At 70.6% G+C, this 26423-nt stretch carries 24 protein-coding genes; 5 read left to right on the forward strand and 19 right to left on the reverse strand.

The window, feature by feature from the left end; translation table 11 throughout:
- Window positions 1-619: S-layer homology domain-containing protein (locus tag Dac01nite_RS07365; protein ID WP_203655296.1), on the forward strand; the 619-nt coding region annotated here is incomplete at its 5' end.
- Window positions 620-675: 56 nt separating this feature from the next.
- Here the strand turns inward: Dac01nite_RS07365 and Dac01nite_RS07370 are convergent.
- The 11 genes from Dac01nite_RS07370 to Dac01nite_RS07420 form a co-directional block, all read right to left on the reverse strand.
- Entirely contained in the window at window positions 676-834 is a 159-nt protein-coding gene (locus Dac01nite_RS07370; protein ID WP_203655298.1) for a hypothetical protein, read from the reverse strand.
- Window positions 835-1069: 235 nt separating this feature from the next.
- Window positions 1070-1945 carry an N-acetylglucosamine-6-phosphate deacetylase gene (locus Dac01nite_RS07375; RefSeq protein WP_203655301.1) on the reverse strand — a complete coding sequence of 292 codons (876 nt, stop codon included), beginning with the start codon at window positions 1943-1945 and terminating at the stop codon, window positions 1070-1072.
- An 8-nt stretch (window positions 1946-1953) separates the two neighbouring features.
- Complete coding sequence (locus Dac01nite_RS07380; RefSeq protein WP_203655303.1) at window positions 1954-2736, reverse strand: glucosamine-6-phosphate deaminase; 783 nt, start codon at window positions 2734-2736, stop codon at window positions 1954-1956.
- Window positions 2729-3634, reverse strand: coding sequence for an ROK family protein (locus Dac01nite_RS07385; RefSeq protein WP_239066574.1), 906 nt, complete (start codon window positions 3632-3634; stop codon window positions 2729-2731). Before Dac01nite_RS07385 ends, Dac01nite_RS07380 begins: the two co-directional genes overlap by 8 nt.
- Window positions 3631-5070, reverse strand: a complete 1440-nt coding sequence (locus Dac01nite_RS07390; RefSeq protein WP_203655305.1) for a glycoside hydrolase family 3 protein — start codon at window positions 5068-5070, stop codon at window positions 3631-3633. Before Dac01nite_RS07390 ends, Dac01nite_RS07385 begins: the two co-directional genes overlap by 4 nt.
- The gene (locus Dac01nite_RS07395) at window positions 5067-5915 is read right to left on the reverse strand and encodes a carbohydrate ABC transporter permease (protein WP_203655307.1); all 849 of its coding nucleotides are present in this window, start codon (window positions 5913-5915) and stop codon (window positions 5067-5069) included. Before Dac01nite_RS07395 ends, Dac01nite_RS07390 begins: the two co-directional genes overlap by 4 nt.
- Complete coding sequence (locus tag Dac01nite_RS07400) at window positions 5912-6880, reverse strand: carbohydrate ABC transporter permease (RefSeq protein ID WP_203655308.1); 969 nt, start codon at window positions 6878-6880, stop codon at window positions 5912-5914. Before Dac01nite_RS07400 ends, Dac01nite_RS07395 begins: the two co-directional genes overlap by 4 nt.
- A 156-nt stretch (window positions 6881-7036) precedes the next feature.
- The gene (locus Dac01nite_RS07405; RefSeq protein ID WP_203655310.1) at window positions 7037-8368 is read right to left on the reverse strand and encodes an extracellular solute-binding protein; all 1332 of its coding nucleotides are present in this window, start codon (window positions 8366-8368) and stop codon (window positions 7037-7039) included.
- Between the two features lie 69 nt (window positions 8369-8437).
- Window positions 8438-9643, reverse strand: coding sequence for an ROK family transcriptional regulator (locus Dac01nite_RS07410; RefSeq protein WP_203655312.1), 1206 nt, complete (start codon window positions 9641-9643; stop codon window positions 8438-8440).
- Window positions 9644-9860: 217 nt separating this feature from the next.
- A complete protein-coding gene (locus tag Dac01nite_RS07415) occupies window positions 9861-10850 on the reverse strand; it encodes a malate dehydrogenase (protein WP_203655314.1) in 990 nt (329 codons plus the stop codon).
- Window positions 10851-10874: 24 nt separating this feature from the next.
- Window positions 10875-12092 (reverse strand): NADP-dependent isocitrate dehydrogenase, encoded by a 1218-nt coding sequence (locus tag Dac01nite_RS07420; RefSeq protein WP_203655316.1) that lies wholly within the window; start codon window positions 12090-12092, stop codon window positions 10875-10877.
- A gap of 207 nt (window positions 12093-12299) precedes the next feature.
- Between Dac01nite_RS07420 and Dac01nite_RS07425 the strand changes: the two genes are divergently transcribed.
- Window positions 12300-13157 carry an aquaporin gene (locus tag Dac01nite_RS07425; protein WP_203655318.1) on the forward strand — a complete coding sequence of 286 codons (858 nt, stop codon included), beginning with the start codon at window positions 12300-12302 and terminating at the stop codon, window positions 13155-13157.
- A gap of 76 nt (window positions 13158-13233) precedes the next feature.
- Here Dac01nite_RS07425 and Dac01nite_RS07430 read toward each other — a convergent pair whose 3' ends face one another.
- The 3 genes from Dac01nite_RS07430 to purN are packed head-to-tail and all read right to left on the reverse strand — an operon-like array spanning window position 13234 to window position 15685.
- On the reverse strand, window positions 13234-13494 hold the full coding sequence (locus Dac01nite_RS07430; protein ID WP_203655319.1) for a hypothetical protein: 261 nt from the start codon (window positions 13492-13494) through the stop codon (window positions 13234-13236).
- Window positions 13494-15050 carry a bifunctional phosphoribosylaminoimidazolecarboxamide formyltransferase/IMP cyclohydrolase gene (gene purH / locus Dac01nite_RS07435; protein ID WP_203655320.1) on the reverse strand — a complete coding sequence of 519 codons (1557 nt, stop codon included), beginning with the start codon at window positions 15048-15050 and terminating at the stop codon, window positions 13494-13496. Before purH ends, Dac01nite_RS07430 begins: the two co-directional genes overlap by 1 nt.
- Window positions 15047-15685: a phosphoribosylglycinamide formyltransferase gene (gene purN / locus Dac01nite_RS07440; RefSeq protein WP_275404538.1), complete on the reverse strand. Its 639-nt coding sequence runs from the start codon at window positions 15683-15685 to the stop codon at window positions 15047-15049. Before purN ends, purH begins: the two co-directional genes overlap by 4 nt.
- Window positions 15686-15736: 51 nt before the next feature.
- On the opposite strand from purN, the gene Dac01nite_RS07445 reads away from it, so the two are divergent.
- Window positions 15737-16162, forward strand: coding sequence for a DUF4199 domain-containing protein (locus tag Dac01nite_RS07445; protein ID WP_203655321.1), 426 nt, complete (start codon window positions 15737-15739; stop codon window positions 16160-16162).
- Here the strand turns inward: Dac01nite_RS07445 and Dac01nite_RS07450 are convergent.
- The 3 genes from Dac01nite_RS07450 to sucC all read right to left on the reverse strand — a co-directional run bounded on the left by Dac01nite_RS07450 (window position 16149) and on the right by sucC (window position 19920).
- Window positions 16149-17429 (reverse strand): cell division protein PerM, encoded by a 1281-nt coding sequence (locus Dac01nite_RS07450; RefSeq protein ID WP_203655322.1) that lies wholly within the window; start codon window positions 17427-17429, stop codon window positions 16149-16151. The genes Dac01nite_RS07445 and Dac01nite_RS07450 overlap by 14 nt on opposite strands.
- Before the next feature lie 168 nt (window positions 17430-17597).
- A complete protein-coding gene (sucD, locus tag Dac01nite_RS07455) occupies window positions 17598-18476 on the reverse strand; it encodes a succinate--CoA ligase subunit alpha (protein WP_203655323.1) in 879 nt (292 codons plus the stop codon).
- A 10-nt stretch (window positions 18477-18486) separates the two neighbouring features.
- A complete protein-coding gene (gene sucC, locus Dac01nite_RS07460) occupies window positions 18487-19920 on the reverse strand; it encodes an ADP-forming succinate--CoA ligase subunit beta (RefSeq protein WP_373307242.1) in 1434 nt (477 codons plus the stop codon).
- On the opposite strand from sucC, the gene Dac01nite_RS07465 reads away from it, so the two are divergent.
- Entirely contained in the window at window positions 19919-21877 is a 1959-nt protein-coding gene (locus tag Dac01nite_RS07465) for a right-handed parallel beta-helix repeat-containing protein (protein ID WP_203655326.1), read from the forward strand. The two genes, sucC and Dac01nite_RS07465, sit on opposite strands and share 2 nt — an antisense overlap.
- A gap of 74 nt (window positions 21878-21951) precedes the next feature.
- Here Dac01nite_RS07465 and Dac01nite_RS07470 read toward each other — a convergent pair whose 3' ends face one another.
- Window positions 21952-22599 (reverse strand): response regulator transcription factor, encoded by a 648-nt coding sequence (locus tag Dac01nite_RS07470; protein ID WP_203655328.1) that lies wholly within the window; start codon window positions 22597-22599, stop codon window positions 21952-21954.
- Window positions 22596-24002 carry a sensor histidine kinase gene (locus Dac01nite_RS07475; RefSeq protein ID WP_203655330.1) on the reverse strand — a complete coding sequence of 469 codons (1407 nt, stop codon included), beginning with the start codon at window positions 24000-24002 and terminating at the stop codon, window positions 22596-22598. The genes Dac01nite_RS07470 and Dac01nite_RS07475 overlap by 4 nt, the downstream gene beginning before the upstream one ends.
- A 215-nt stretch (window positions 24003-24217) precedes the next feature.
- Between Dac01nite_RS07475 and Dac01nite_RS07480 the strand changes: the two genes are divergently transcribed.
- Window positions 24218-26407, forward strand: coding sequence for an MMPL family transporter (locus tag Dac01nite_RS07480; protein WP_203655332.1), 2190 nt, complete (start codon window positions 24218-24220; stop codon window positions 26405-26407).
- Window positions 26408-26423: the final 16 nt, after the last annotated feature.

Here is a 26423-nt window from a genome sequence, read left to right on the forward strand (position 1 = left end):
CCACATCGAGTGGCTCGCGGACTCCGGCATCACCTCCGGATACGCCAATGGCCGGTTCGGCCCCTCCGACGCCGTCACGCGCGGACAGATGGCAGCCTTCCTCTACAAGGGCAGCACTGCGCTGCACGGCGACGACGACACGATGTACAAGGTGGGCAAGGACATCTTCCCCGGCACGTACGTCGCCCAGCAGCTCACTCCCGACGCCATCCACGCGTACTGCGAAATCTCCCGCTACGCGGATGACGATGGTGCGCCGGGCGAGCGGCTCTTCGTGTACGGACGTCCGGGACAGACGATCGTCACCATCCAGCCCACCGACGGGTACTTCACGTACGACGGCTGCACAGGGTGGGTGCCCCTGCGCCCCAGCTCCCCGAACGCCAGCACCTTCGGACCGGGGACGCACGCGGTCGGCTATCACATGCGTCCGGGGACCTACCGAGCGCCGGGCGGGCCCGGCTGCGAGTATCGCCACTGGGACGACGCGATCGAGCACAGCACCGAGTTCGGCTGGACCACTGGTGGCGGGTACCTGCAGCTCGAGCTGCCGCGGGGTCGGTTCGTGTGGTCGGTCTCCTGCGGCACCTTCACGCGCGTGGGCGACGTGGTCAGCTGAGGGCCCTCCGACGCCCGTCACCCGCGGCCAGATGGCAGCCTTCCTCCACGAGGGCATCACGGGTCGCCAGGGGGCGATGACACCGAGTACGCGATGGGCACCGAGATCTTCCCCGGGACGGACGCGTCCGTGCTCACGGACACCACCATGTCCTTCGCGAGCCGCGCGCCCCGGCGGTCGTTGGCTCCCACGTCCCCGCAGGCGACCCCTTTCACGACGGCATCAGCGTGGTCGGATTCCACCCGACGCAGCGGCACCTAGCGGGCACCAAGGCGCGCAGTGCGAGGGGCGCTCGGGGGACCGCGTCGTCGACCGGCAGTCCCGCATGGCTCTCAGCCTCGACGGCGCGGGCCCCCACGAGCTCATGCTCAGAGCCCGCCACATCGTGCGCTCACACGGCTGCGGCACCCGGACGCGCATCGGCAGCTGATATCGCCGGCCGGCGCACCCTCACCGGAGGCCGAGCACTCGCCTGGGCACCTCCGACGCGGCGCTGACAGCGTCCTCGCGCGGCACCCCCGCCTGGACGCAGACCTCGATGGCGCGGGTCAGCGTGAGGGTCGAGCCGGCCAGGGTGTCGGTGCCCGCGATGAGAGCGCGTCCGTCGCGTACCTCCACCGGCAGGGTCCCCAGCACGTAGTCGCCGTCCGCGGACGCGGCGGCGGCCATCGCATCCGTCACCAGCACGACGCGCCCGGGCGCGGCCCGGAACATGGCCGCGATCAGTCCCGGGTCCACATGGATGCCGTCCGCGATCACCTCGAGCGCGACGCGTTCGTCGGCCAGGGCCGCACCCGCGGGCCCGATGGCGCGCGCTCCGATCCCTGGCATCGCGTTGAACGCGTGGGTGAGCAGACGCGCGCCGGCGTCGAACGCCTCGCGAGCGAGCGACGCATCGGCCTCGGTGTGTCCCACCGCGACCGTGACCCCGGCCGCGGCGAAGCGCTCGATGGCCTCCAGCGCCCCGGGCAGCTCCGGCGCGATGGTGATCTGGCGCAGGACTTCGTCACCCGCCTCGAGCAGGGCGCTCACGAGCGGCTCCTCGGGCGCGGCGAGAGCCGCCGGATCGTGCGCGCCCTTGCGCCGGGGAGACAGGAAGGGACCCTCGAGGTGCACGCCGAGGATCGACGGATCCCGCCGCATCGCCGCCCGCATGACGTCGAGCTGCGCCCGGGTGCTCTCCAGCGACAGCGACACGAAGGAGGCCACCACGCCGCCGGTCCCGCTCCCACGGTGCGCAGCGGCGGCTGCGAGCGTCCCCTCCAGGGTCTCGCCGAAGGCGTGTCCTCCCCCGCCGTGACAGTGAATGTCGGTGAGCACGGTCACCGTGCCTCCTAGATGCCCTGCCATGCAGGCTTGTGGTCCTGGGACCAACGGTAGTAGTCGCGATGCTGCAGCGCGCTCGCGGCGGCGTCGTCGAGCACCACGGTGACGTGCGGGTGGAGCTGGATCGCGGAACCCGGCATCGACGCGCTCACGGGGCCTTCGACCGCGCCGGCGATCGCCTCGGCCTTGCCCTCGCCGAACGCGAGCAGCACGAGGTGCCGCGCGCGCAGGATGGTGCCGAGCCCTTGCGTCACGCAGTGCATGGGAACGTCGTTGAGCGAGTCGAAGAAGCGAGCGTTGTCGCGCCGGGTCTGCTCCGTGAGCGTCTTGACGCGGGTCAGCGACGCGAAGCTCGAGCCAGGCTCGTTGAAGCCCAGGTGGCCGGTGGTGCCGATTCCCAGCAGCTGCACGTCCACACCACCACCGGCGATGATCGCCTGCTCGTAGCGCTCCCCGGCCGTCTCGATGCCGGTCTCCGATCCGTCGGGCACGCGCACGTGCTCAGGGTCGAGACCGAGCGGTCCCGTCACCTCGCGGTCGATCACCGAGCGATAGGACTCGGGGTGGCCCGCAGGCAGCCCCACGTACTCGTCCAGCGCGAAGGCCGATGCCCGGGTGAAGTCCGTTCCGGCCGCGGCTCGCTCGGCGAGCGCCGCGTAGACGGGAAGCGGAGTGGAGCCGGTGGCGACCCCCAGCGTCGCTGTCGGCACGCGCCGCACGAGCGCCGCGATGTGGTCGGCCACCACCGCGGCGCCGGCCTCCTTCGAGTCGAACACGAGCACCTCAGCCATGGTCCACCTCCAGCATCGCCGCACCGATGGCCGCGACCGGCTGGTCTCCGGGGACCAGGCTGAGCCGGCTGCCGATCTCCAGGGAGGCGAGGAAGGCAGACGCCTCCTCCCACTCGCGGATCACCTCGCGCGCTCCGTCGAGCAGCTCCGCGCCCATCCCGGTCAGTCCACCGCCCAGCATCACATGCGCGACGTCGAGGGTGAGGATGAGGATGCGCGCCGCATGCGCCACGCCCCCCAGCAGCCGCTCGCGAATCTCCCGCGCCCGGACGTCGCCGTCCTGAGCTGCGCGCAGGACCTCGACCGCGGCCTGGCCCTCGCGGCCCCACTGCAGGGCGACACCGCTGCCCGACGCGTAGGTCTCGAGCCCGCCGCGAAGCCCGTCGGCACCGACGGGACCTGCCGGGTCGATGCCGATGTGCCCGATCTCGCCCGCCGCGCCCCGAGCGCCGCGCCAGAGCCTGCCGTCGAGGATGATCCCTGCGGCCAGCCCGGTGCCGACGTTGAGGTAGGCGACGGACGTGCGGCCGTCGCCCAACAGGTGCCAGGCGCCGATCGCCGCAGCATTGACATCGTTCTCGACGTGCACCGGCACGCCCCAGGCGGCGCTCAGCTGCGAGGACAGATCGAGCTCGGTGACGCCCAGGTTGAGGGCGTGGCGCACCACGCCGCCCGTGACCGCGCCAGGGACACCCACGCCGATGGCGCCGGCGTCGCTCGCCGTCACACCTGCGATGTCGCACACATGACTGACGGCGTCGCGCGCCGATCCGACCACGCCGTCATCACCCATGCGGACCGGGACCCGGTGACGAGCGACGATGTCGCCGCCGGGATCCAGCACGACCGCGTCGACCTTGGTCCCACCGATGTCGACGCCGATGCGCACCGCGCTCATGCGAGCTCCTCCAGCAGGGCCTGGCCCACGAGCCTCGAGGCGCCGTAGGTGGCGATGTCCGCGTAGCCGTCGTCCGGATCCGGCCAGCCCATGTCGACCACGATCGCCCCGCGGTCACGGAGCGCATCGATCACGGCGCGGGCCCAGGCGTGCCGATGGTTGTCCTTGCCGACCACCACCACCGTGGCGTGATCCGGCACCGAGGCCGCGTCGAACGCGTCGTCCGGCCCCACCGTCGCATCGGCCGTCGCGCCGGCGGCGAACGGACCCCATGGCGACGGACCCACGGCGATGTTCGCCGCAGGTTCGAGGCGGACCCAGTGGATCGGGGCTCCCGCCGAGCGGTGGAGGTCGAGCGTCGCGCGCGCGCCGTCGGAGATCTCGAAGGCCTGGCGGATCCGGGCCGTGTCGAGACCGACGATGCGACCGCGGCCGCTCGCGTCGAGCGGCGCGGGCGAGGGCACCTCGCGCAGCGAGCGGGCGAGGGCGCGGTTGCGCGCGGCGGCGTCCTCGACGCGCTCGCGAGCGAGGTCGCCCGCTGCGATGGCGTCGTCGATGCGCGTCACGATGTCGCTCATCTGGTCATCCGTGTTGGCCGTGCCGATGCACAGGAGGTCGCAGCCGGCGGCGAGAGCGCGTGCGGCCGCGGCAGGGATGCCGATCTCGCCCGAGGCCCCCACCATGTCGAGCGCGTCTGACACGATGACGCCGTCGAAGCCCATCTCGCCGCGGAGCACGTCCGTGAGGATGGTGCGCGAGAAGGTCGCGGGGTCGTCCTGGTCGAGTGCCGGCACCCTGATGTGGGAGCTCATGATGGTCTGCACGCCACCGTGGATCGCAGCCGCGAACGGAGCGAGCTCACGACGCCGCAGCGTCTCCACGTCCACGTCCACCGTGGGCAGCGAGACATGCGAGTCCTGGGCCGTGTCGCCGTGGCCCGGGAAGTGCTTGGCATTGGCTGCGACGCCCACCGACTGCACGCCCTGCGTCCACGCCACGCCGTGACGGCTCGCGAGCTCAGGCGTCGCGCCGAAGCTGCGCACGCCGATCACCGGGTTGCCGGGGTTGGAGTTGACGTCCACGTCCGGGGCCAGCGTGAGGTTCACGCCGGCCTCCCGCAGCTCGCGGCCCACCTGCTCGCCCACCGCGCGGGTGAGCGAGACGTCGTCGATCCGGCCCAGCAGGGCGTTGCCCGGGAACGGCGAGCCCTCGCGCTGGTACAGCCTCGACACGTCACCGCCCTCCTCGTCGATCGACACGATCGCGTCGGGGTTGGCCGCATAGATGCGGTCGGTGAGCGAGCGCAGCTGCTCGGGCGACTGGACGTTGGTGGCGAACAGGCACACCCCGCCCATCCCCTCGCGCAGGCGGCGCTCGACCCAGTCAGGAAGCTCGGTGCCCTCGAAGCCCGGCATGAGCGTGGCGAGCGCGGTCATCCCTTCACCGCCCCGCCCACGAGACCCTGCGTCATGCGTCCCTGGACGAACATGAAGAACACGATCACCGGCACGGCCACCAGGGTCGAGGCCGCCATGACCTCGCCCCAGTTGGTCTGGTTCACGGCGCTGTCCTGCAGGAAGCCGCGCAGCCACAACGGCAGCGTGGCCTTCTGCCCCTCGGGCAGCAGGATCAGCGCCACCGCGAACTCGTTCCAGGCTTGGAGGAACGCGTACACGCCGGAGGCCACCAGTCCAGGAGCCAGCAGCGGGAACGTGATCCGCATGAAGGCCTGGTTTCGGCTCAGGCCATCGACCATCGCCGCCTCCTCTAGGTCCGCAGGGATGCCGGCGACGAAGCCGCGCAGCATCCAGATGGTGAACGGGATCACCGTAGCGGTGTAGATGAGGGACACGCCCACGACGGTGTTGAGCAGGCCGAAGCCGGCGATCATCTTGTACTGCGCGATGAACAGCGCCTCCGCCGGGATCATCTGGATCACCAGCACCGACAGCACGAACGACTTGCGGCCGCGGAAGCGGAAGCGCGAGATGGCGAGCGCCGCGAAGAACGCGAAAGCGATGCACACGATCAGGGTGAGCCCCGTGATCATCGCGGACATCCCCAGGGCCGTCAGGAAGCTGCCGTCGGACAGCGCTGCGGCGAAGTTGTCCAGGTCGCCGCCGAACGGCACGAGCGTGGGGGTGAGGGACTGGAGCGTCGCATTCGACAGGAACGACGAGTTGATCATCCAGTAGACGGGGAAAGCCCACGCGATGGTCGCGACGAGCGCGAGCGTGGTCCACGCCATGCGCGCCGCGGGACTCTTCTTGGTGAGATTCATGACTCGTCGTCCTCCTTGAGGAGCTGGCGCACGTAGACCCAGCTGAGGCCCAGCGTGAGCAGCATCACCACGATCGCGGCGGTGGCGGCCAGGCCGAAGTCCTGCGAGCCGGTGCCCAGCTTGTAGATGAACGTGCCCAGCAGGTCGTACTGCTGTCCGAAGGATCCGGCATCCTGCAGCAGCTGGATCTGCGCGAACACCCGCAGGTCCCAGATGAGCTGGAGCAGGAACACGATGGACAGCACGGGCTTGATGATGGGCAGCACGATGCGCCGGGTGATGGCGGCCCCGGAGGCGCCGTCGAGCTGCGCGGCCTCGAGCACCTCGTCGCTCACCTGGGTGAAGCCGGCGTACGCGGAGAAGGCGATGAAGGGCACGGAGTACCAGATGATGATGATCGAGCCGACTGCGAAGAAGCTCAGCGGGTTCACCAGCCAGTTGTGGCCGATCATGTCGACTCCTGGCAGGAGCGACAGCAGGTAGTTGAGGATGCCGTTGCGGTCGTCGAAGATCCAGATCCACACCGTCATGTAGGCCACGATGGGCATCGCCCAGGCGAGCAGCAGCGCGATCTGCAGGCTGAGCCGCGCGCCCTTGCCCACGTTCTTCATGATCACCGCGAGCAGGATGCCGAGGCCCATGCTGACCGTGGCGGTCACCACGCAGAAGATGACCGAGCGCAGCACGATGACCCAGAATCCGGAGTCCGTGAGCATCTCGACGTAGTTCTGGAAGCCCACGAACGGCGCGGGGGTGCCGAACTGCTGCGCGAGCCCATACTCGCGGAACGAGGTGACGAACTGCCACACCAGCGGATAGCCGGTGCCCACGAGCACCACGACGATCGCCGGGATGATCAGGTAGTACGGAAGGCGGGACTTCCGAGGACGTCCCCGCGGCGCTGGCGGGTCGGACTGCACGGGCGGCAGGACCTCTGCCGGCGGTGCGGCGGTGGGAGCGGGCATGGCGAAGCCTTTCGAGCAAAGCAGGTGGGTGAGGCGCGACCGGGTGCGCGCGGGAGGTGGGCGGCGGGGCCTCAGCCGGCCGCACCGTCGGGGCGAAGGTGCGCCCCGAGGGTCCCGGCTCGGACGCCCCTGCGGGCGCCCGAGCCGGGAGGTGGATCAGCCGTTCAGCTGAGCCGTGATCTTCTCGTCGTACTCCGCTGCCAGGGCGGCGACGTCGCCACCCTCGGCCACGGCCTGGAAGAACTCCTCCAGGAGGCCGGAGCCCTCGACGGAGGCCCAGCCCGGCGCCGCCGGGGTGAGCTTGGAGACCTGGGCGGTGTCCCAGGCGATCTGGCGGAAGTCGTCGGTCACGAAGGAGTCCTTCGCGTTGACGTTCGCCGGGCCCAGACCGTTCTCGCCGAGCATCGCCTGGAAGTCATCCGAGAAGATGATCCGCAGCAGGTCGCGCGAGCCCTCCTGGTTCTCCGACGTGGCGGAGATGCCGATGTTCGAGCCGCCGGCGAACACGGGGGCGAGGCCACCGTCGACTCCGGGCAGACCGTAGGCCGTGTTGATGGTGTCATCCCATGCGACCTCGCCCTCTTCGCCGCCCTCGACGGGCGTGCCGATGCAGCAGGAGGCCCAGGACGGGGCCATCGATGCCGCGGCCGGGATGTTCGCGAGCGTGCCATCGTTGATGATGAAGTAGTTGTCCGCGTCGGTGTCGTTCGCCTGAGCGATCGACGCCGTCTCGAACATCTCCTGCCACGCGGCGATGCCCTCCTGGCTCTCAGCGCTCGAGAGCGTCGAGACCCACTGGTCTCCGTCCTTGGCGGCGAGGTCGCCACCGTGGGCGAAGATCCACGAGATCGCGTTGCGCCAGTCCTGGCCACCCAGGTACAGGCCGCCCAGGCCCTTGTCCTTGAGGGAGGCGTGAACCTCGGTCACCTCGGCGAGCGTGGTCGGGACCTCGACGCCGCCTGCCTCGTAGATGTCGGTGCGCGCCCACATGTTGCGCGAGCCGAAGTAGTACGGCAGCGCGTAGGGCGTGCCGTCGACCGAGCCGACCTCGGTGAACGAGGGGAGGAGGTCGTCGCCGCCCAGCTCGTCGTAGATGTCGGACAGGTCGGAGAACGCGCCCACCGAGGTGAAGGTGGGTGCCCAGGTGTTGCCGATCTCGACCACATCAGGGGTGTTGGCCGCGTCGGGAAGGGCGGTCGTGAGCTTGGGAAGCGCGTCGCTCCAGGCAACGGCCTCGACGGTCAGCGTGCCGCCGTTGTTCTCGGCATAGGTGTCCTGGAGGTAGGTGACCAGCGGCTCGGGGGTGTCAGGCGCACCCATGAGCCACAGCGTGATGTCCTGAGCGACGGTCTCGGTGGCCTCCTCCGTGGTGGCGTCATCCGTGGCGTCGGTGGTGGGTTCCTCGTCCGATCCGGACGACGAGCATCCTGCGAGGACGATGGCAGACGCGGCGGCGAACGCCACTGCTCCGCTTGTCATCTTCTTCATTGCGCTACTTCCTTCTGTTGTGTGTGTGCCGTCCGTGACCGCGGGGCCACGTCGTGGTGGTGCCGGTCGTCAGGAGACTCCCAGCTGGCCGGTGAGGACCATGACCACGGCACCGAGCACGACGATGTCGCGTCCGAGCGTGGTCATCCGCAGCGTCAGATCGCCGTGAAGCTCGGCCATCGTTCTGCTGCGAAGCGTCTCCGCGGTGCCCTCGAGGAGGGCTCCGCCGAGCACATTCTGTGGACCGGCGAGGACGACCTCGCCGAGGTTGAGGGCGCCGACGACGGGGCCCAGCGAGATGCCGAGCCGCTCCCCCGCCTCGCGCAGGATCGCCTCGCGCGCCGCATCGTCGGGGGCAGCGGACAGCCTGACCTCGAGGCGCGGGGTCGCCAGCCAGGTCTCGAGGCAGCCCGACTTGCCGCATGCGCAGGGATCGCCACCGTCCGTGCCGACCACGACGTGGCCGATCTCGCCTGCCGCGAAGCCCGATCCGTACACGAGCTGGCCGCCCACGACGATTCCGGATCCCACACCGCGGCCCACGCGGATGAGCATCATGTCCGCGCCGGCGCCGCCGAAGCTGCGCTCGCCCACTGCCGCCATGTTCGCGTCGTTGGCCACCTGGACGGGAAGGTCGTAGCGCTCGCCCACGATGCGCTGGAGCGGAAGGCCGTGCCAGTCGAGGTTGGGTGCGCTCACCACGGTGCCGTCGAGGTCGACGAGGCCGGGGCTGCCGATGCCCAGGCCGATGACGGGGGCGTTGGCGCGCGCCAGGAGATCGTCGAGCAGGGCGCACACGGCGTCGAGCGCCGCGTCGCCGGTGACGCCGGTCACGGCGACCTCGCCACGCTCGAGGACCGTGCCGTCGAGGTTGGTCACGACGCCGCGGAACGCAGCGTTGTGCGACAGGTCCAGCCCGATGATGCTGAAGCCTGAACGGTTGATGTCCAGCAGGGTGGCCGGCTTGCCGGGGCGCGAGTCGGGACGGATGCCGAGCTCGATCACGAGGTTCTCCGCGATGAGATCGCCCACGAGGTCGGAGATGGTGACACGCGTGAGTCCCACCTCACGAGCGACGTCCGCGCGGCTCATGCCGCCGCCGCGGTACAGCGCCTGGAGCACCAACGCACGGTTGTGACGACGGGCGTGCTCGGGACGGACCCGAGCGCCGGGCCGCACCGCGGCCGCCCGGGCCCGCGAGGGCGCAGGGCGCGCACCAGCGAGCTGCTGTGCTCGGGTGCCGGCGGTCGCCTGACGCGCCTCTTCAGTCGTCATGGTTAGTTAGTAAAGGTTACTAACCAAATACGCGCAAGCGGTCAGAACGTTTCGACTTCGAAAGTTATCGTTCCGTGACCACGGGGCCACACGTCCGAAACACCGGGCGCGCGCGGAGCTCGAGAACGCAGCACCCGGCCCTCGGGTGGCATCCTGCCTGGAAAGCGGCGAGGGCCACGGCGCCGCAGCGCCGTGGCCCTCGAGAGGCGAGCAGACCCTAGAGCAGCCCGAACTCCTTCACCGCGTCCCGCTCCTCGGCGAGCTCGGCGACGGAGACATCGATCCCGGCCCGCGCATCTGCCGCGATGTCGAGGCCCTGGACGATCTCCCACCGCCCGTCGCGGGAGACCGCGGGGAAGGAGGAGATCAGTCCCTCCGGAACGCCGTACGAGCCGTCCGAGGGCATCGCCACGGAGGTCCAGTCGCCCTCAGGCGTGCCGTTGACCCAGTCGTGCACGTGCTCGATGGCGGCGTTCGCGGCGGATGCGGCGGACGATGCACCGCGCGCCTCGATGATGGCCGCGCCGCGCTTGGCGACGGTCGGGATGAACGTGTCGGTGACCCACGCCGAGTCGCCCACGACCTCGGGCGCCGGGCGTCCCGCGATCGTGGCGTGCGCGATGTCCGGGTACTGCTTGGCGGAGTGGTTCCCCCAGATCGCGACCCTCTTCACTTCCGCGACCGAGCTTCCCGTCTTGGCGGCGAGCTGCGCGAGGGCGCGGTTGTGGTCCAGCCGCATCATGGCGTTGAAGCGCTCAGCCGGCACGTCAGGGGCGTGCGCGGAGGCGATCAGCGCATTGGTGTTCGCGGGGTTGCCCACCACCAGGATGCGCACGTCATCCGCGGCACCCGCGTTGATGGCCGCGCCCTGGGGGCCGAAGATGCCGCCGTTCGCGGCGAGCAGGTCGCCGCGCTCCATGCCGGCTCCACGGGGTCGAGCGCCCACGAGGAGGCCCACGTTGACGCCGTCGAACGCCGCCGCGGCGTCGTCGTGGATGTCGATGCCGGCCAGCAGCGGGAACGCGCAGTCGTCCAGCTCCATGGCCGTGCCCTCGGCGGCCTTCATCCCCTGCGGGATCTCGAGCAGGTTCAGCTTGACCGGGACGTCCGCGCCCAGCAGCTGGCCGGACGCGATGCGGAACAGCAGGGCGTAGCCGATCTGGCCGGCGGCGCCGGTGACGGTGACGGTGACAGGGGTGGTGCTCACAGCGATTCGCTCCTTGGGACGTGCCTACGCGAGCCGCGCGGCGAGGTTGGTGTCGAGCGCGGCGAGGAAGTCCTCGGTGGTCAGCCACTCCTGGTCGGGACCCACGAGCAGCGCGAGGTCCTTGGTCATCTTGCCGCTCTCGACGGTCGTGACGACCACGTCCTCGAGGGTCTCGGCGAACTCGATCACCTGAGGCGTGCCGTCGAGCTTGCCGCGGTGCTTGAGCCCGCCGGTCCACGCGAAGATCGACGCGATGGGGTTGGTCGACGTGGGCTTGCCGGCCTGGTGCTGGCGGAAGTGACGGGTCACGGTGCCGTGCGCGGCCTCCGCCTCGACCGTCTGGCCGTCCGGGGTCATCAGCACCGACGTCATCAGGCCCAGCGAGCCGAATCCCTGCGCGACGGTGTCCGACTGCACGTCGCCGTCGTAGTTCTTGCACGCCCAGACGTAGCCGCCCTCCCACTTCATCGCGGCGGCGACCATGTCGTCGATGAGACGGTGCTCGTAGGTGAGTCCGGCCTCGGCGAACTGATCGGCGAACTCGGCGTCGAAGACCTCCTGGAACAGGTCCTTGAACTGGCCGTCGTAGGCCTTCAGGATCGTGTTCTTGGTCGACAGGTAGACCGGGTAGTTGCGCTTGAGCCCGTACGAGAACGACGCGCGTGCGAAGTCCTTGATGGACTCGTTGAAGTTGTACATGCCCATGGCGACGCCGCCGCCCTCGGGGTACACCACCACCTGCTGCTCGATGGGCTCCGAGCCGTCCTCGGGCGTGAAGGTCATGGTCAGCGTGCCAGCACCGGCGACCTTGAAGTTGGTGGCCTTGTACTGGTCGCCGTGGGCGTGACGGCCGATGATGATGGGCTTGTTCCAGCCAGGGACCAGCCGGGGGATGTTCGAGATGATGATGGGCTCGCGGAACACGACACCACCGAGGATGTTGCGGATGGTGCCGTTGGGGCTCACCCACATCTTCTTGAGTCCGAACTCCTCCACGCGGGCCTCGTCCGGCGTGATGGTCGCGCACTTCACGCCCACCCCGTGCTTCTTGATCGCGTGCGCCGCGTCGATGGTGACCTGGTCGTCCGTCGCATCGCGGGACTCGATGCCCAGGTCGTAGTACTCGAGATCGATGTCGAGGTACGGGTGGATCAGGCGGTCCTTGATGAACTGCCAGATGATCCGCGTCATCTCGTCGCCGTCGAGCTCGACGACGGTGCCTTCGACCTTGATCTTCGCCATGCGTGTGCCTCACATCTACGTTGGGGTGCCGGTTTCGCTGTCTAGGCTAGTCCACTCGTGGTCGCCTCCGGCGTGCGGCGACGGTCGATGCGGGAGTCGCGCCGTGGATGACCACGGCTCGCCGCACCGTCCGCCGCGCATCGGCGGTGCGCAGGTGGAAGGATGCTGGCAGGCGCACCGGTGCGCCCCGACCAGAAGGAGAGCCCCATGAGCGAGCCGGACAAGCTCAGCAAGACGGACCAGACCGACGACGCCGCGTTCGCCGAGGAGCTGGAGGACGAGGTGTGGGCGGAGGACACCTCCGGCCCCAGCCTGATCTCGCGCATGATGGCGGAGCTCGCCGGCACCTTCATCCTGGTGTTCATGGGAGTGGGCGGCGCCCTGTTCTTCGGGCTCGGCGACAACGGCACGCTCGCCGTCTCGTTCGGCTTCGCCCTGGGAGTCATGATCGCCGCGATCGTGTTTGGCGGGATCTCCGGCGCCCACCTCAACCCCGCGGTCACCGTGGGCGCCTGGCTGGGCGGACGGTTCCCCGGCCGCGACGTCGCGCCCTACATCGTGGCGCAGACGGTAGGCGCGGCCCTCGCGGCCTTGATCCTGCTCGCCGTGACGCTCAGCCATCCCAACATCGCGGGCTACGAGGCGGCTCGAGCGAACATGTCCGGCGCATCGAACGGCTTCGCCGACCACTCGCCCGCCGGCTTCCCGCTGGTCGCGGGGCTCATCATCGAGGTGATCATCGCGGCACTGCTCGTCGCCGTGGTGCTGTCCGTCACGTCGATCCGCCAGAAGGCAGGCGCCGCCGCCGCGCCGTTCGCGATCGGTCTCACCGTGGGCTTCCTGGTCATGATCGCGATCCCGTTCACCAATGGCGCCCTCAACCCGGCGCGTGCGACCGCGACGGCGATCTTCTCCGACCCGTGGGCTCTGCAGCAGCTGTGGCTGTTCTGGGTGGCTCCCCTGCTGGGCGCCGCGATCGCTGGCCTGCTGTTCCGCGCGTTCGGCCCGGAGGAGGACCTCATCATCATCGAGCGCGTCGAGGCGGTCGCGGTCGTCGAGGACTGACGCCACTGCGGGCACGACGCCCGTGCATGCACCACGGCCGGCCACCCCTGCGGGTGGCCGGCCGTGGTGCATCACCTCACAGCGCGGTGGTGAGGCCCAGCCCCGCGAGCGCCACGGCGAACGCCAGCATGATCGCCACGTCCACCGCGCGTCGGCGCACGGAGAACACGCGCGTCGCCGGCAGGGCCAGTCGCGCGGCAGCAGCGAGCAGGGCGACGCCGGCAAGCGTCAGCACTGCCGCCTGCACGTCCACGAGCACGCCGAAGGCGACGATGCCGCCCACGACCGCGAGCGCACCGGCCGCGACGGCGGCAGTGGTGAGCGGAGTCTCGCGCATCAGTGGAAGAAGTGCCTGGTGCCCGTGTGGTACAGCGTGATGCCCGCCTCTCGCGCGGCGTCGATGACCTCGCCGTCGCGCACGGAGCCGCCCGGCGAGGCGATCGCCTTGACGCCGGCATCGGCCAGCACCTGAAGGCCGTCGGGGAACGGGAAGAACGCGTCCGATGCGGCCACGGAGCCCGCAGCGCGCTCGGCTCCGGCGCGGTCGACCGCCAAGCGGCACGAGTCCACCCGGTTGACCTGACCCATCCCGATGCCCACCGCGGCACCAGCCTTGGCCAGCAGGATCGCATTGGACTTCACGGACCGGCAGGCGCGCCACGCGAACTCGAGGTCGGACAGCGTCGCGGCATCCGCGGCGTCGCCAGCCACGAGGTTCCAGCTGACGGCCGGATCGCCCGGCGCATCCACCGCATCGGCGTGCTGCACCAGCAGCCCACCCGTGATGCGCCGCCACTCGACCTGCAGCGCGGCCGGGTCCACCTCGAGCACGCGCACGTTCTTGCGCGCCTGGAGGATCTCGAGCGCGCCGTCCTCGAAGCCGGGCGCGACCACGACCTCGGTGAAGATCTTCGCGATCTGCTCGGCCGCCGCGACCGTCACCGGGCGGTTCGCCGCGATCACGCCGCCGAAGGCGGAGACGGGATCGGTCTCGTGCGCACGAGCGTGCGCGTGAGCGATGTCGTCGCCCACGGCGATCCCGCACGGGTTGGCGTGCTTGATGACTGCCACCGCCGGGCGGGACTGGTCGAAAGCGGCGCGGATCGCCGCATCGGCGTCGACGTAGTTGTTGAAGGACATCTCCTTGCCGTGCAGCTGCCTGGCCTGGGCGAGCCCGCCTTGCGCAAGGGGGTCGGTGTACACGGCCGCACCCTGGTGAGGGTTCTCGCCGTACCGCAGCGTGCTGAGACGCTCGAAGGAGGCACCGATCCAGCGGGGGAAGGGCGAGCCCTCCTCCGGCGCGACCACGCTGGTCATCCAGGAGGCGACATGGATGTCGTAGTCCGCGGTGTGGCGGAACGCGGTGGCCGCGAGGGCCTGACGCTGCGCGAGCGTGAAGCCGCCGTCGCGGATGGCCTCGAGCGCCGTGCCGTACCCTGCGGGGTCCACCAGGACCGCGACGGAGGGGTGGTTCTTGGCCGCGGCGCGCACCATGGAGGGCCCGCCGATGTCGATCTGCTCGACCACCTCATCCTGTCCGGCGCCCGATGCGACGGTCGCCGCGAACGGGTAGAGGTTGACGGCCACCAGGTCGAACGGCTCGATGTCGAGCTCGTCCAGCTGGGCGCGATGGGTGTCGAGCCGCCGGTCAGCGAGGATGCCGGCGTGGACGCGCGGGTGCAGCGTCTTCACGCGCCCGCCGAGGCACTCGGGAAAGCCTGTGACGTCCTCCACCGGAGTGACGGCCACCCCCGCCGCAGCGATGCGTGCGGCCGTGGATCCCGTCGACACGATCTCGACGCCCGCATCGGCCAGGCCCCTCGCGAAGTCCTCGATGCCGGTCTTGTCGTACACCGAGATCAATGCCCGCCGTACCGCCTGCCGCTCGCTCATGCCTCGCCTTCCTGCTCGCCCATGGTCACCCGCCGTCCGTCGACGGTCCATCCTTCGCGCGCCATCCGCCCCACCGTGGTCGCCACCAGGCCGCGCTCGACCTGCTTGATGCGCTCGTGGAGGGTGGCCTCGGTGTCAGTGTCCCAGACCTCGATCGCGGCCTGAGCGATGATCGGTCCCGTATCGACGCCCTCGTCGACCAGCATGACCGTGCAGCCTGTGACCTTCGCTCCCCCCTCCAGCGCGTCCCGGACGCCGTGCGCGCCGGGGTACGAGGGAAGCAGCGCGGGGTGGGTGTTGACGATGCGTCCGCCGAACCGCTCCAGGGATGGAGCGCCCAGCAGGCGCATGAACCCTGCGCACAGGACGATGTCCGGCTCGAGCCGTGCGATGGCGTCCGCGAGCGCCTCGTCCCACCGCGCTCGATCCTCGAAGTCCGCCAGCGACACCACCTGCGTGGGGATGCCGGCATCCGCGGCGATCGCCAGGCCGGCAGCGTCCGCGCGCTCCGAGATCACCGCCACGATCTGCGCCCCGTAGGCGGGGTCCGCGCTGGCCTCGAGCACCGCGCGCATGGTCGATCCGGCGCCGGAGATGAGCACCACCAGACGGCGGGGCAGGCGCGGGTTTGTCACGGGCCGAGCCTATAGGCATGCTGGTCACCACACCTACCGTGAGGAGCACCCGTGGCGGAGCCCGAGGAGCGCGTCAGTCCCATCCCCGCGCCCGCCCGTCGCGACAGCCAGATCTTCCTCGTGATGCTGGGCGTGACCTCGCTGCTGTACCTGCTCTCCGTGCCCTGGGCGTTCGCGATGATCCTCACGGGCCCCGTCGGCGCGTTCTTCGGGGCACGCGCGCTGTACCGGTCGCGGTCAGCGCCCGGCATCACGGTGTTCCGGGTGTCGCTGGGCTTCGGCATCCTGATGTCGCTGTTCTCTGTGCTCATGGCGATCACCTTCGCGGTGTTCTCCGACGCCGTCTCCGAGCTGAGGGACTGCAACGGCCGTGCCGTCACCCAGCAGGCACGAGCGCAGTGCGAGGCTCAGTACGAGGAGTCCGTCGCGGACACCGTGGACGACGTGCTCGGACGCTTCGGGGTCAGCGCGCCGTAGAGGCGTCTGCGGGCCGACGCGCGCCGGGCGGGCTCGCCGGCGCTTCGGCCGTGGTGGGAGCGCCACGGCGCACGCCACCGGACAGGCGCCGCACCAAGGGCAGGTCGACCGCGAGACGGACCACGGTGCCCACCATGAACCCCAGCGCTGCGAGACCCGCCACCGCGACCGCGACGGGCAGCGCATCCGGGCCCACCGTCTCCAGCCTCCCAGGACCCGCAGCACCGCTGGACAGGAGGCAGACCACCGCGACCGCCACGCCCACGGCGCTCACCGCGAGACCGTCCGACGCGACGTGAGCGCGCCACGACAGCGCGCCGCGTGGCGTGAGCACCCGCACCGCCGCGACCACGCCCACGATCACGAGCGGCGCCCACACGAGCAGCCCGCCCGCGGCCGAGGGCAGCGCGCCCAGGATCGGCAGCGCCGGGACCTGCTCGACCGCGAGAGCATCGGGCGCATACGAGGTTCCGAGCCCCACGCTGAAGCCCTGACCGGACAGCCAGGCGACCATCCACGCGACCATCGTGGGCGCGTACGCGAGCTCCGCGACGGCGAGCACCGGAGCCCCGACGCCGTCGAGCCCCAGGGCCGTCGCCGCATCGCCGATGCCCTCGCGCCCCACGATCGCCCAGGCGGTCTGCGCGAGGGCGGCCGCGCACACGATCAGGGCCACGGATGCGCTGGCACGGCGCGTGGCCACGCGCACGAGCTCGGGGATGCGCGCCAGCCACGCCAGCTCCATGCCATGCGCGCGCCAGATGCCGATCGCGACGGAGGGTGCCGCGATCGCGATGGCCATCAGCACCGCCCGCACCGTCGCACCCTGGGCCTGCGGCCCGCCGACCATCGACGCGACCGATCCCACCAGGACGGCGTAGGAGGCGACCGCGAGCACCCATGACCCCCAGGTGCGGGCCGCGAACCGCCGGGCGACCCCCGCGAGGATCGCGCCGCACACGAGGGTCAGTCCCAGCGGGATCAGGCTGACCTGTCCCGCCACGGACGCCATCGGCACGCCATGGGCCAGCAGCCACAGCTGGGAGGCGAAGCCGGCCGCGCCGGACCAGTCCACCCCCCTGGACAGCGAGCTGGTGGGGGCGGACGCCACCACCGCCATCGAGGGAGCGAGCACCAGCAGGTAGGACAGCAGCGCTCCCTGCGCTCCCGTCAGGATCCCGCCCAGCCATGCGGGTGCGGCCTTGACTGCGGCGATGCCCCGCCGGCCCAGGGCACGCAGGTCCGAGGCGAGGGAGCGGGTCGACATGGCTCCATGGTCTCCCGGAGGGCCCGAGAATCGCTGGAGCGGCTCGCGGCCCGCCGTCACAGGGCCGCTCGGGCGCGCGAGGACTCGGACGGCCGATGCACGGAGGAGGGATGGACGACGGCCCGCCCCGGCTGGTGCCGGGACGGGCCGTCGTGTCGCTGGGAGCGCTCAGCCGTTGATGATCTGGCGCATGAGCTCGGCCGTCTCCGTGGGCGTCTTGCCCACCTTGACGCCGGCGGCCTCGAGGGCCTCCTTCTTCGCCTGCGCGGTGCCGGCGGAGCCGGAAACGATCGCGCCGGCGTGGCCCATGGTCTTGCCCTCGGGCGCCTCGAAGCCGGCCACATAGCCCACCACGGGCTTGGTGACGTGGTCCTTGATGTACGCGGCCGCGCGCTCCTCGGCGTCGCCGCCGATCTCGCCGATCATGACGATCGCCGCCGTCTCCGGGTCGTTCTCGAACGCCTCGAGGCAGTCGATGTGCGTGGTGCCGATCACCGGGTCGCCGCCGATGCCGACGGCCGTGGAGAAGCCGATGTCCCGCAGCTCGAACATCATCTGATAGGTCAGGGTGCCGGACTTCGACACCAGACCGATCTTGCCCGGGCCGGTGATGTTGGCGGGCGTGATGCCCACGTTCGACTGGCCGGGCGTGATGAGCCCGGGGCAGTTGGGGCCGATCAGCCGTGTGCCCTTGGACTGGGCGTAGGCGAAGAACTCGGCGGTGTCGGCGACCGGCACGCCCTCGGTGATGATCACCGCGAGCGGGATGCCGGCGTCGACGGCCTCGATCACGGCGGACTTGGTGAACGCGGGCGGCACGAAGAGCACGGTGACGTCCGCGCCCGTCTGCGCCATCGCATCGGCCACCGAGCCGAACACCGGGATGCTCTGGCCATCGAAGTCGACGGACGTGCCGGCCTTGCGCGGGTTGACGCCGCCCACGATGGTCGTGCCGGAGGCGAGCATGCGCGCCGTGTGCTTGGAGCCCTCGGAGCCGGTCATGCCCTGGACGATGACCTTGGAGTCGGAGTTGATGAAGATCGACATTCGCTGTTCCTTACGCGTTCGCGAGCTCGGCGGCCTTGGCCGCGGCTCCGTCCATGGTCTCGACGATGGTCACGAGCGGGTGGTCGGCGGCGGCGAGGATCTCGCGGCCCTCCTCCACCGAGTTGCCGTCCAGGCGGACCACCAGGGGCTTGGTGGCCTCGTCGCCCAGCTGCTCGAGCGCGCCCACGATGCCGTTGGCGACCTCGATGCAGCTGGTGATTCCGCCGAACACGTTGACGAACACGGACTTCACCTGCGGGTCGTTCAGGATGACGTCCAGGCCGTTGGCCATGACCGCGGCGGAGGCGCCGCCGCCGATGTCGAGGAAGTTCGCGGGCTTCACGCCGCCGTGCGCCTGGCCGGCGTAGGCGACCACGTCGAGGGTCGACATCACCAGGCCCGCACCGTTGCCGATGATCCCCACCGAGCCATCGAGCTTCACGTAGTTGAGGTCGAGCGCCTTCGCCTTGGCCTCGAGCGGGTCCGCGGCGGCCTTGTCCTCGAGTGCCTCGTGGTCCTCGTGGCGGAAGCCGGCGTTCTCGTCGAGCGAGACCTTGCCGTCGAGGGCGATCACCTGGCCGTCCTCGGTGCGCACCAGAGGGTTGACCTCCACCAGCGTCGCGTCCTCGTTCGCGTACACGGTCCACAGCTTCTGGATCACGTCTGCGACCGGGCCCTGGAGGTCAGACGGGAAGCTCGCGGCCTCCACGATCTCCTGAGCCTTGGCGGCATCGATGCCGGTCAGCGGGTCCACGGCGACGCGCGCCAGCGCCTCGGGCCGCTCGACCGCGAGCTGCTCGATCTCGACCCCACCCTCGACCGAGCACATCGCGAGGTAGCGGCGCTCGGCGCGATCCAGCAGCACGGAGAAGTAGAACTCCTCCGCGATCTTCGCGCCCGCGGCGATCATCACGCGGTGCACGGTGTGGCCCTTGATGTCCATGCCGAGGATCGCCTGTGCGGCGGCCTCCGCCTCCTCCGGGGAGTGGGCGAGCTTCACGCCGCCGGCCTTGCCACGCCCGCCGGTCTTCACCTGGGCTTTGACGACCACGGTGCCGCCTCCCAGCTGCTCGGCGGCGGCCTTCGCCTCCGCGGGGGTCTCAGCGACGATGCCCGGCAGCACGGGCACACCGTGCTTCTCGAACATGTCGCGCGCCTGGTACTCGTACAGGTCCATGTGCGTCCTTGCTGTCGCGCGGGCGCGCGGGGTGTGCGCGCGCCGCCTGGGTTCGGTGCCGCCCAGCCTAATGGGCGCATGTGACGAGCGGATGACGGAAGAGCACGGCGGAGTCACGAGCACCGTGTGAAGCGGGAAGGACAGGCCCGGCAGGGGCGGCGCCAGCCCCGCGCGCCGGACGCGCCACACCGGCCTTCTGCTACACCGACGCATGTGATACGTTCGCGCCGAACCACCAGGACAAACACTCCAGCTGAGGGGCTCCATGTCAACGATTCACTCACGCGCGCGCCTGCGCCGTGCCTCCCTTGTGACCGCCGCCGCACTCGTGGCAGGCACGCTCTCCGCGGCCCCCGCCGGCGCGGAGATCCCGTGCCCGGACTCCTCGGAGTTCGACGTCGCATCCGCCGACGAGTACGCGGACGCGCTGGCGTGCGCGTCGCAGGCGTCCGAGGGCGCTCAGCGCATCACACTGATCGACGACTTCTCGATCCCCGCCTTGCAGCGCAACGAGTACTACGGGACCCAGCCGCTCACGATCACGGCACAGCCAGGGGTCGTCGTCTCGGGACAGCCCGGTGAGGAGATGGGCGACCCGACTCTGGGCAGCTTCCTCGTCGCTCTGCCCATCGAGCTGTTCGGGCCGTCCGCGCCGCAGGAGATCCTCGGCGACACCGAGCTCCTCGACGAGCAGCCGATCGAGCCGTCCGCGTCGATCAACGAGATCGAGCCGATGGCGGAGCTCCCCGCAGGCCCGGGCTCCATCACTCTCGAGAACGTGCACCTCGCGGACTTCACCGCCTCCGCCGGCGTGCTGGTCGCCTCTGGCGCCCCGCTCCACATCTCAGGCTCCACCTTCACGGACAACGGCATCGCCATCGACGAGGAGTCGCCCTCGTTCGAGGCGCTCTTCCTCACCGCCGTGTCAGCGTCCGGCGACCTGACCATCGAGGGCTCCACCTTCACCGGCAACTCCGGCCTGTACGGCGGCGCGGTGTCGAACCTGCTCTACCAGTTCGCCGGCGAGGGTGACCTCGACGACGCACCCTCCGTCTCGATCAGCGACTCCGACTTCACGGGCAACTCCGCCTACGTGGGCGGTGCCGTGATCTCGATGGGCGCGATGACCGTGACCGACTCCGCCTTCACTGCGAACGTGGGAACGCTCGGCAGCGCGTTGCTCGCCGCCTCCGACCTCACGCTCACGGGCTCGACCATCGCCGCGAACGACTCCGTCACCTCGCCTGATGGGCTGAGCGAGGTTCCGATGGGTGGCGCCGCCGTCGCGCTCATCAGCGACTTCGACAGCGGCGCGGGCGCCAGCGCGACCGTGGTCAACAGCACGTTCGCGGACAACGTCAATGGAGGTGCCACGCTGCTCCTGGCCGAGAACGCCGAGCTCGACCTGCACCAGTCCACCTTCGTGGGCAACACCCTGGACGACGAGACCGGCGCCGAGGTGCTCCTGCTGGAAGGCACTTCCGCCACGATCCACGGCACGGCGTTCGCCTCGGCAGGCGTCGCGGCCTGCGCGGCATACGGCGACGTGGCGATCGCCACGTCGTACGTGTTCGACGACGGCTCGTGCACCGGCGACTGGTCCGGCGAGGGCGACCTCGGCGATGGCCTGGACGCCATGCTGGGCGCGCTCGCGGACAACGGCGGCTCCACCCTCACGGCGCTGCCGTCCGCTGACAGCCCGCTGATCGACGCGATCCCTGCGGGCTCGCTCACGGTCGATGTGGACCAGCGGGGCGTCTCGCGCCCCCAGGGCGGTGCCGGGGACATCGGCGCCGCGGAGGTCGAGGCCCCCGTGGTCGAGGCCGGCACCGTCGCGTTCGAGGTCTCGACCCCGGGCGGCACCCTGACCGGAACGGCGAGCCCGGCGCTCGCTGTCACGGGCATCGCCTGGGTAGACGTCGCGGATCTGCCCACGCCGCCCGCCGGCACGGCACTGCCGTTCGGAGCCGCGACGTTCTCCGTCGCAGTCCCCGAGGCCGGCGACACCGTCACCCTCACGCTCACGGCCCCCCGCCCGTTCACGAGCGCCTTCAAGGTCTCCGACAGCGGCTGGGAGGCCATCCCGGGGGCGACGCTGTCCGCCGACCGCATGACGGTCACCTACACGCTGACGGATGGCGGTGAGCTCGACGAGGACGGCGCCGCGAACGGCGTGATCGTGGACCCGGTCGCGCTGGCGATCCAGGCCACCTTCACGGGCTGATCCTGCAGATGCGAAGGGGCGGGGCCACCCGGTCCCGCCCCTTCGCCGTTCCTGCCGGCCGACGCGCTCGCCGGCTAGAGGTCAGCGGCGTCACCCGGACGCACGAAGCCCGACTCGTAGGCGACGATCACCGCCTGCGTGCGGTCGCGCACCCCGAGCTTGGTGAGGATCGACGCCACGTGGGACTTCACGGTCTCGACGGACACGAACAGGCCTGTCGCGATCTCCTGGTTGGACAGGCCCCGCGCGAGCTCGCGCAGCACGCCCTGCTCCCGCTCGGTGAGGTCAGGAAGGTCGTAGCCCTCGGGCCCGGTGAAGCGCTCGATCACCGCGCGCGTCGACGCGGGGAACAGCAGCGACTCTCCCGTCGCGACCACCCGGACCGCCTCGATCAGCTCGGTGGGCGGCACGCGCTTGAGCACGAAGCCTGACGCACCCGAGCGCATCGCCTCGAACACGTACTCGTCGACGTCGAAGGTGGTGAGCACCAGCACCTTCGCCTCGGAGCCCGACGCGACGATCTGACGCGTCGCCTCCAAGCCGTCGACGCCGGGCATGCGCACGTCCATCAGCACCACGTCGGGCGCGCTGCGGCGCACCTGGGCGACCGCCGTCGCGCCATCGCCGGCCTCCGCGACCACCTCCCAGTCCGCCTCGGACTGGAGGATGGCCCGCAGTCCCATCCGCACCAACGGGTCGTCGTCGACGATCGCGATCCTCATGCGTCCACCTTGGCACGCACGCGACTCCACCGGCAGCAGGTCGCGTCCTCGTCCTCGGCCGGCCCCGCGAGACCGAGCTCCAGCGGGATGAGGACCAGCACCTCGAACCCGCCTCGGCCGTCGGGACCCACGATGCTCGAGCCGCCCAGCAGAGCGGCGCGGTCACGGATGCCGGCGATGCCGTGGCGCAGCCCGGAGCGGGCGTGGGTGAGGGCCGCGATCGGCTCCGCCACAGCATCGGCCGGACCGTTCGACACTCCCACCGCGAGAGCGTCCCGCAGCGTCGAGGTGTGCACGTGGATGACAGCGCCCGGCGCGTGCTTGGCGGCGTTGGTCACGCCCTCGCGCACGATGGCGTAGGCGGCGCGCGACAGCGGCGCCGCCACCTGCTGGGCCTCCAGCCTGTCCTCGATGGAGAGCCCGGCCGCCCTCGCCTGGTCGATGAGTCGAGGAACGTCGGCGAGCGTCGGCAAGGGCGCCCGCGGCTCGGCGTCGTCGCCACGGATCGCCGCGATGATCCGGTCCAGCTCCCCCATCGCCACGCGACCGCGCTCCTCGATGTTGCGCAGCGCCTGCCGCGCGAACTCGGGGTCGGTCTCGAACACGTGGGCGCCGGCACCGGCCTGCACGATGTTCATGGTGATCATGTGGCCGATGCTGTCGTGCAGCTCCTGGTCGATCCTCACCTGGGTCTCTGCGAGCTCGGCGCGCTCCGTGGCCTCAGCGACGCGGTCCTCGTCGCAGGGACCCAGAGCCCACCGCGCGACCACCGAGGTCAGGCTCGTGAAGTGATGGCAGACCCACATCATCAGAGGGGCCGTCGCGAGGAGCACCGGAGTGCCGAGGAGCACCCACATCGCCACCTCGTCGACGATGCGCTGCGCGGTCGGGTCCGACGCCCCCGGACCGGCGAGAGCGCCGATCGTGTAGCCACCGGCCAGCAGCGGCGCCGCGACCAGCGTGATCGGCACCACCACCGCGACGATCGCGAGCGTGAATCCCACGGGGGCCAGCACGATCCTCATGGCCAGCCACGCGAGCACACGCCACGACTGGCCATCGTGCAGCAGCGCGTGGCCCCACCGTCCCCAGTCGGACAGCGTGGGCGAGGCGCCGGGGGCATGGATGCGATAGCGGCGCGCACCTGGCTTGGCGATGCCGGCGTCGGCGAGGGCGTTCGCCTGCCGACGCTCCATCTCGCCGATGGGCCGCAGGGTCCACTGAGCGAAGGCGAGGACCACGATCCCCACCCAGATGATGAGAAGCGAGACGCCCACCGCATACATCGTGATCACGTACACGAACCACACCACCGCGACCGGAAGGCTCAGCAGGTGGTACGAGATCGCGCGCCAGGTGCGCCCCGACCACATCACGGCGAAGTAGCGACCCAGGTATCTCACGGGACCATCGTGCCCCGTCGCGCCCCGTCGTGCCCACACCCGTGCGGCCGAACCTCACCTCCCCCGTGCGAGGGAGCGACCTGCTCCGCACCTCCCCCGGTCGCCCTCGAGGCGTCCCTCCTCACCGGCGCACTTTCGCTCCTCAGCGGGCAGACCGGCGCCCCTGCTCGTTCGTAGCGTCGGCACTGTCCCTGGATCTTGGAGGAAACATGAGGATGTCAGTCACCGGGCGGATCGCCCGAGGCGCGGCCAGCAGGCCGTGGATCACCGTGGGCCTGTGGGTCGTGGCGCTCGCCGCCGCGGTCGTCGCCGCAGGCGGCCTGGGCGATGCGCTCACGCAGGAGGAGCGCATGCTGATCACCACCGAGTCGCAGACGGCTGACGAAGTCGACCAGCTCGCTCGAGGCGCGGACGCGGACGCAGATCAGGCGGTCGAGACCGTCATCGTCGAGGCGGAGTCCGCCAGGTTCGGCGACGCGGCCTTCGACGCCACGCTCGTGTCGCTGGCGCAGGTGCTCGCAGCGGTGGACGGAGTCGAGGACGTCGCGGTGCCCACGCAGGCCGAGCCGTTCCCGGTGTCGGAGACGGGCGACACCGCGCTGGTGAGCGTGACCGTCACGCCGGACGAGGACGGCGCGGTCGCTCAAGGGCTGCTGGCTGCCTACGAGAGCGCCGCGCAGGACGGCTTCACGCTGCGCGGGATCGGTCCGGTCACGGGCGAGGCGGAGTTCGATCGTCTCGCGGAGGAGGGATTGATCCGCGGCGAGGCGATCGGGATCGGAGTCGCCCTGGTGATCCTGCTCGTGGTCTTCGGAGCGCTCGTGGCCGCGGGCATCCCCCTCATGGTCGCGATCGTGTCGATCGTCATGGCCGTGGGTGCCACGGCGATCGTCGGACAGGCGACGGAGCTGTCCTTCTTCGTGGTCAACATGATCACGATGATGGGTCTGGCGCTGGGCATCGACTACAGCCTGGTGGCGGTGCAGCGCTTCCGCGAGGAGCTCGCACGAGGTCGCAGCGTGCTCGACGCCGTGGCGATCACCGGTGGGACCGCGAACCGTGCCGTGCTGTTCTCCGGCATCACCGTCGTGATCTCGCTGGCCGGTCTGCTGATCGTGCCGTCGACCATCATGCGGTCGCTCGGGGCCGGCGCGATCATCGTCGCCGTCATGTCCGTCGCCGCAGCGATGACCCTGCTTCCCGCCGTGCTGGGGCTGCTCGGGCACCGCGTGAACAAGGGTCGGCTGCCGTGGGCGCACCCCGGCGCCGCGCCGCGGCGATGGGAGTCCATCGCTCAGGCCGTGATCCGCCGTCCCGTCCTGTGGGCCGTGTCGGGACTCGCGATCCTGGTGATGCTCGCGCTGCCTGCGCTGGACATGCGCCTGACGTTCCCCGGCATCGACTCGCTCCCCGAGGACAACGGGCTGAGGCTCGCCACGGAGACGCTCGTGGAGGACTTCGGGCACGGCCAGTCCGCGACTCTGATCGCGATCGAGAGCGCCGCCGATGCGTCCGCGCAGGTGGACGCCCTCGCCGCGGACATCGAGGCGGACCCGGCCTTCGCCGAGACCGCGATCACCTGGGTGGGCGACATCGCGCTGATCGACACGCGCGACTCGTACGACGCCGCGGACCCGCTGGCGGAACAGGCCATCGAGAACCTTCGCGAGGTGGTGGTGCCGGAGCACCTGGAGGGCACGGGCGCCGTGGCGCACGTGGGCGGGGAGCAAGCGGGATCCGTCGACTTCTCCGACATGATCCGCGACATGGCGCCGTGGGTTCTCGCCATCGTGCTGGGCTCGAGCTTCCTGCTGCTGATGATCGCGTTCCGGTCCGTCGTGGTGCCAGCAGTGGCCATCGCGCTGAACCTGCTGTCGACCGCCGCCGCGTTCGGCATGCTCGTCGCGGTGTTCCAGTGGGGATGGGGAGGCGACCTGCTGGGCTTCCCGCAGGTCGACGGCATCGCGCCGTGGATCCCGCTGTTCCTGTTCGCCGTCCTGTTCGGTCTGTCGATGGACTACCACGTGTTCCTGCTGAGCCGCATCAAGGAGCACGTCGACGCCACTGGTGACAACCGCGCGTCGATCGCCCACGGCCTGAGCCGCACGGGCTCGCTCATCACCGGAGCGGCGCTCATCATGGTCGCCGTGTTCTCCGGCTTCGCGCTGGGCGATCTGGCGGAGTTCTCGCAGATGGGATTCGGGCTCGCGGCGGCGGTGATCCTCGACGCCACGGTGATTCGCAGCCTGCTGGTGCCGGCCATCATGACCCTGCTCGGTCGCGCCAACTGGTACCTCCCAGGGTGGCTGCAGTGGCTGCCCCAGGTGCGGATCGAGGGGCCGGCGGACGAGCACGTCGCCCCCGAGGACGAGGATCAGGACGAGCGCACGCTCGCACGGGTCTGATCGACCACCACGTCGT

Source organism: Demequina activiva, assembly GCF_016862815.1.
GTDB lineage: Bacteria > Actinomycetota > Actinomycetes > Actinomycetales > Demequinaceae > Demequina > Demequina activiva.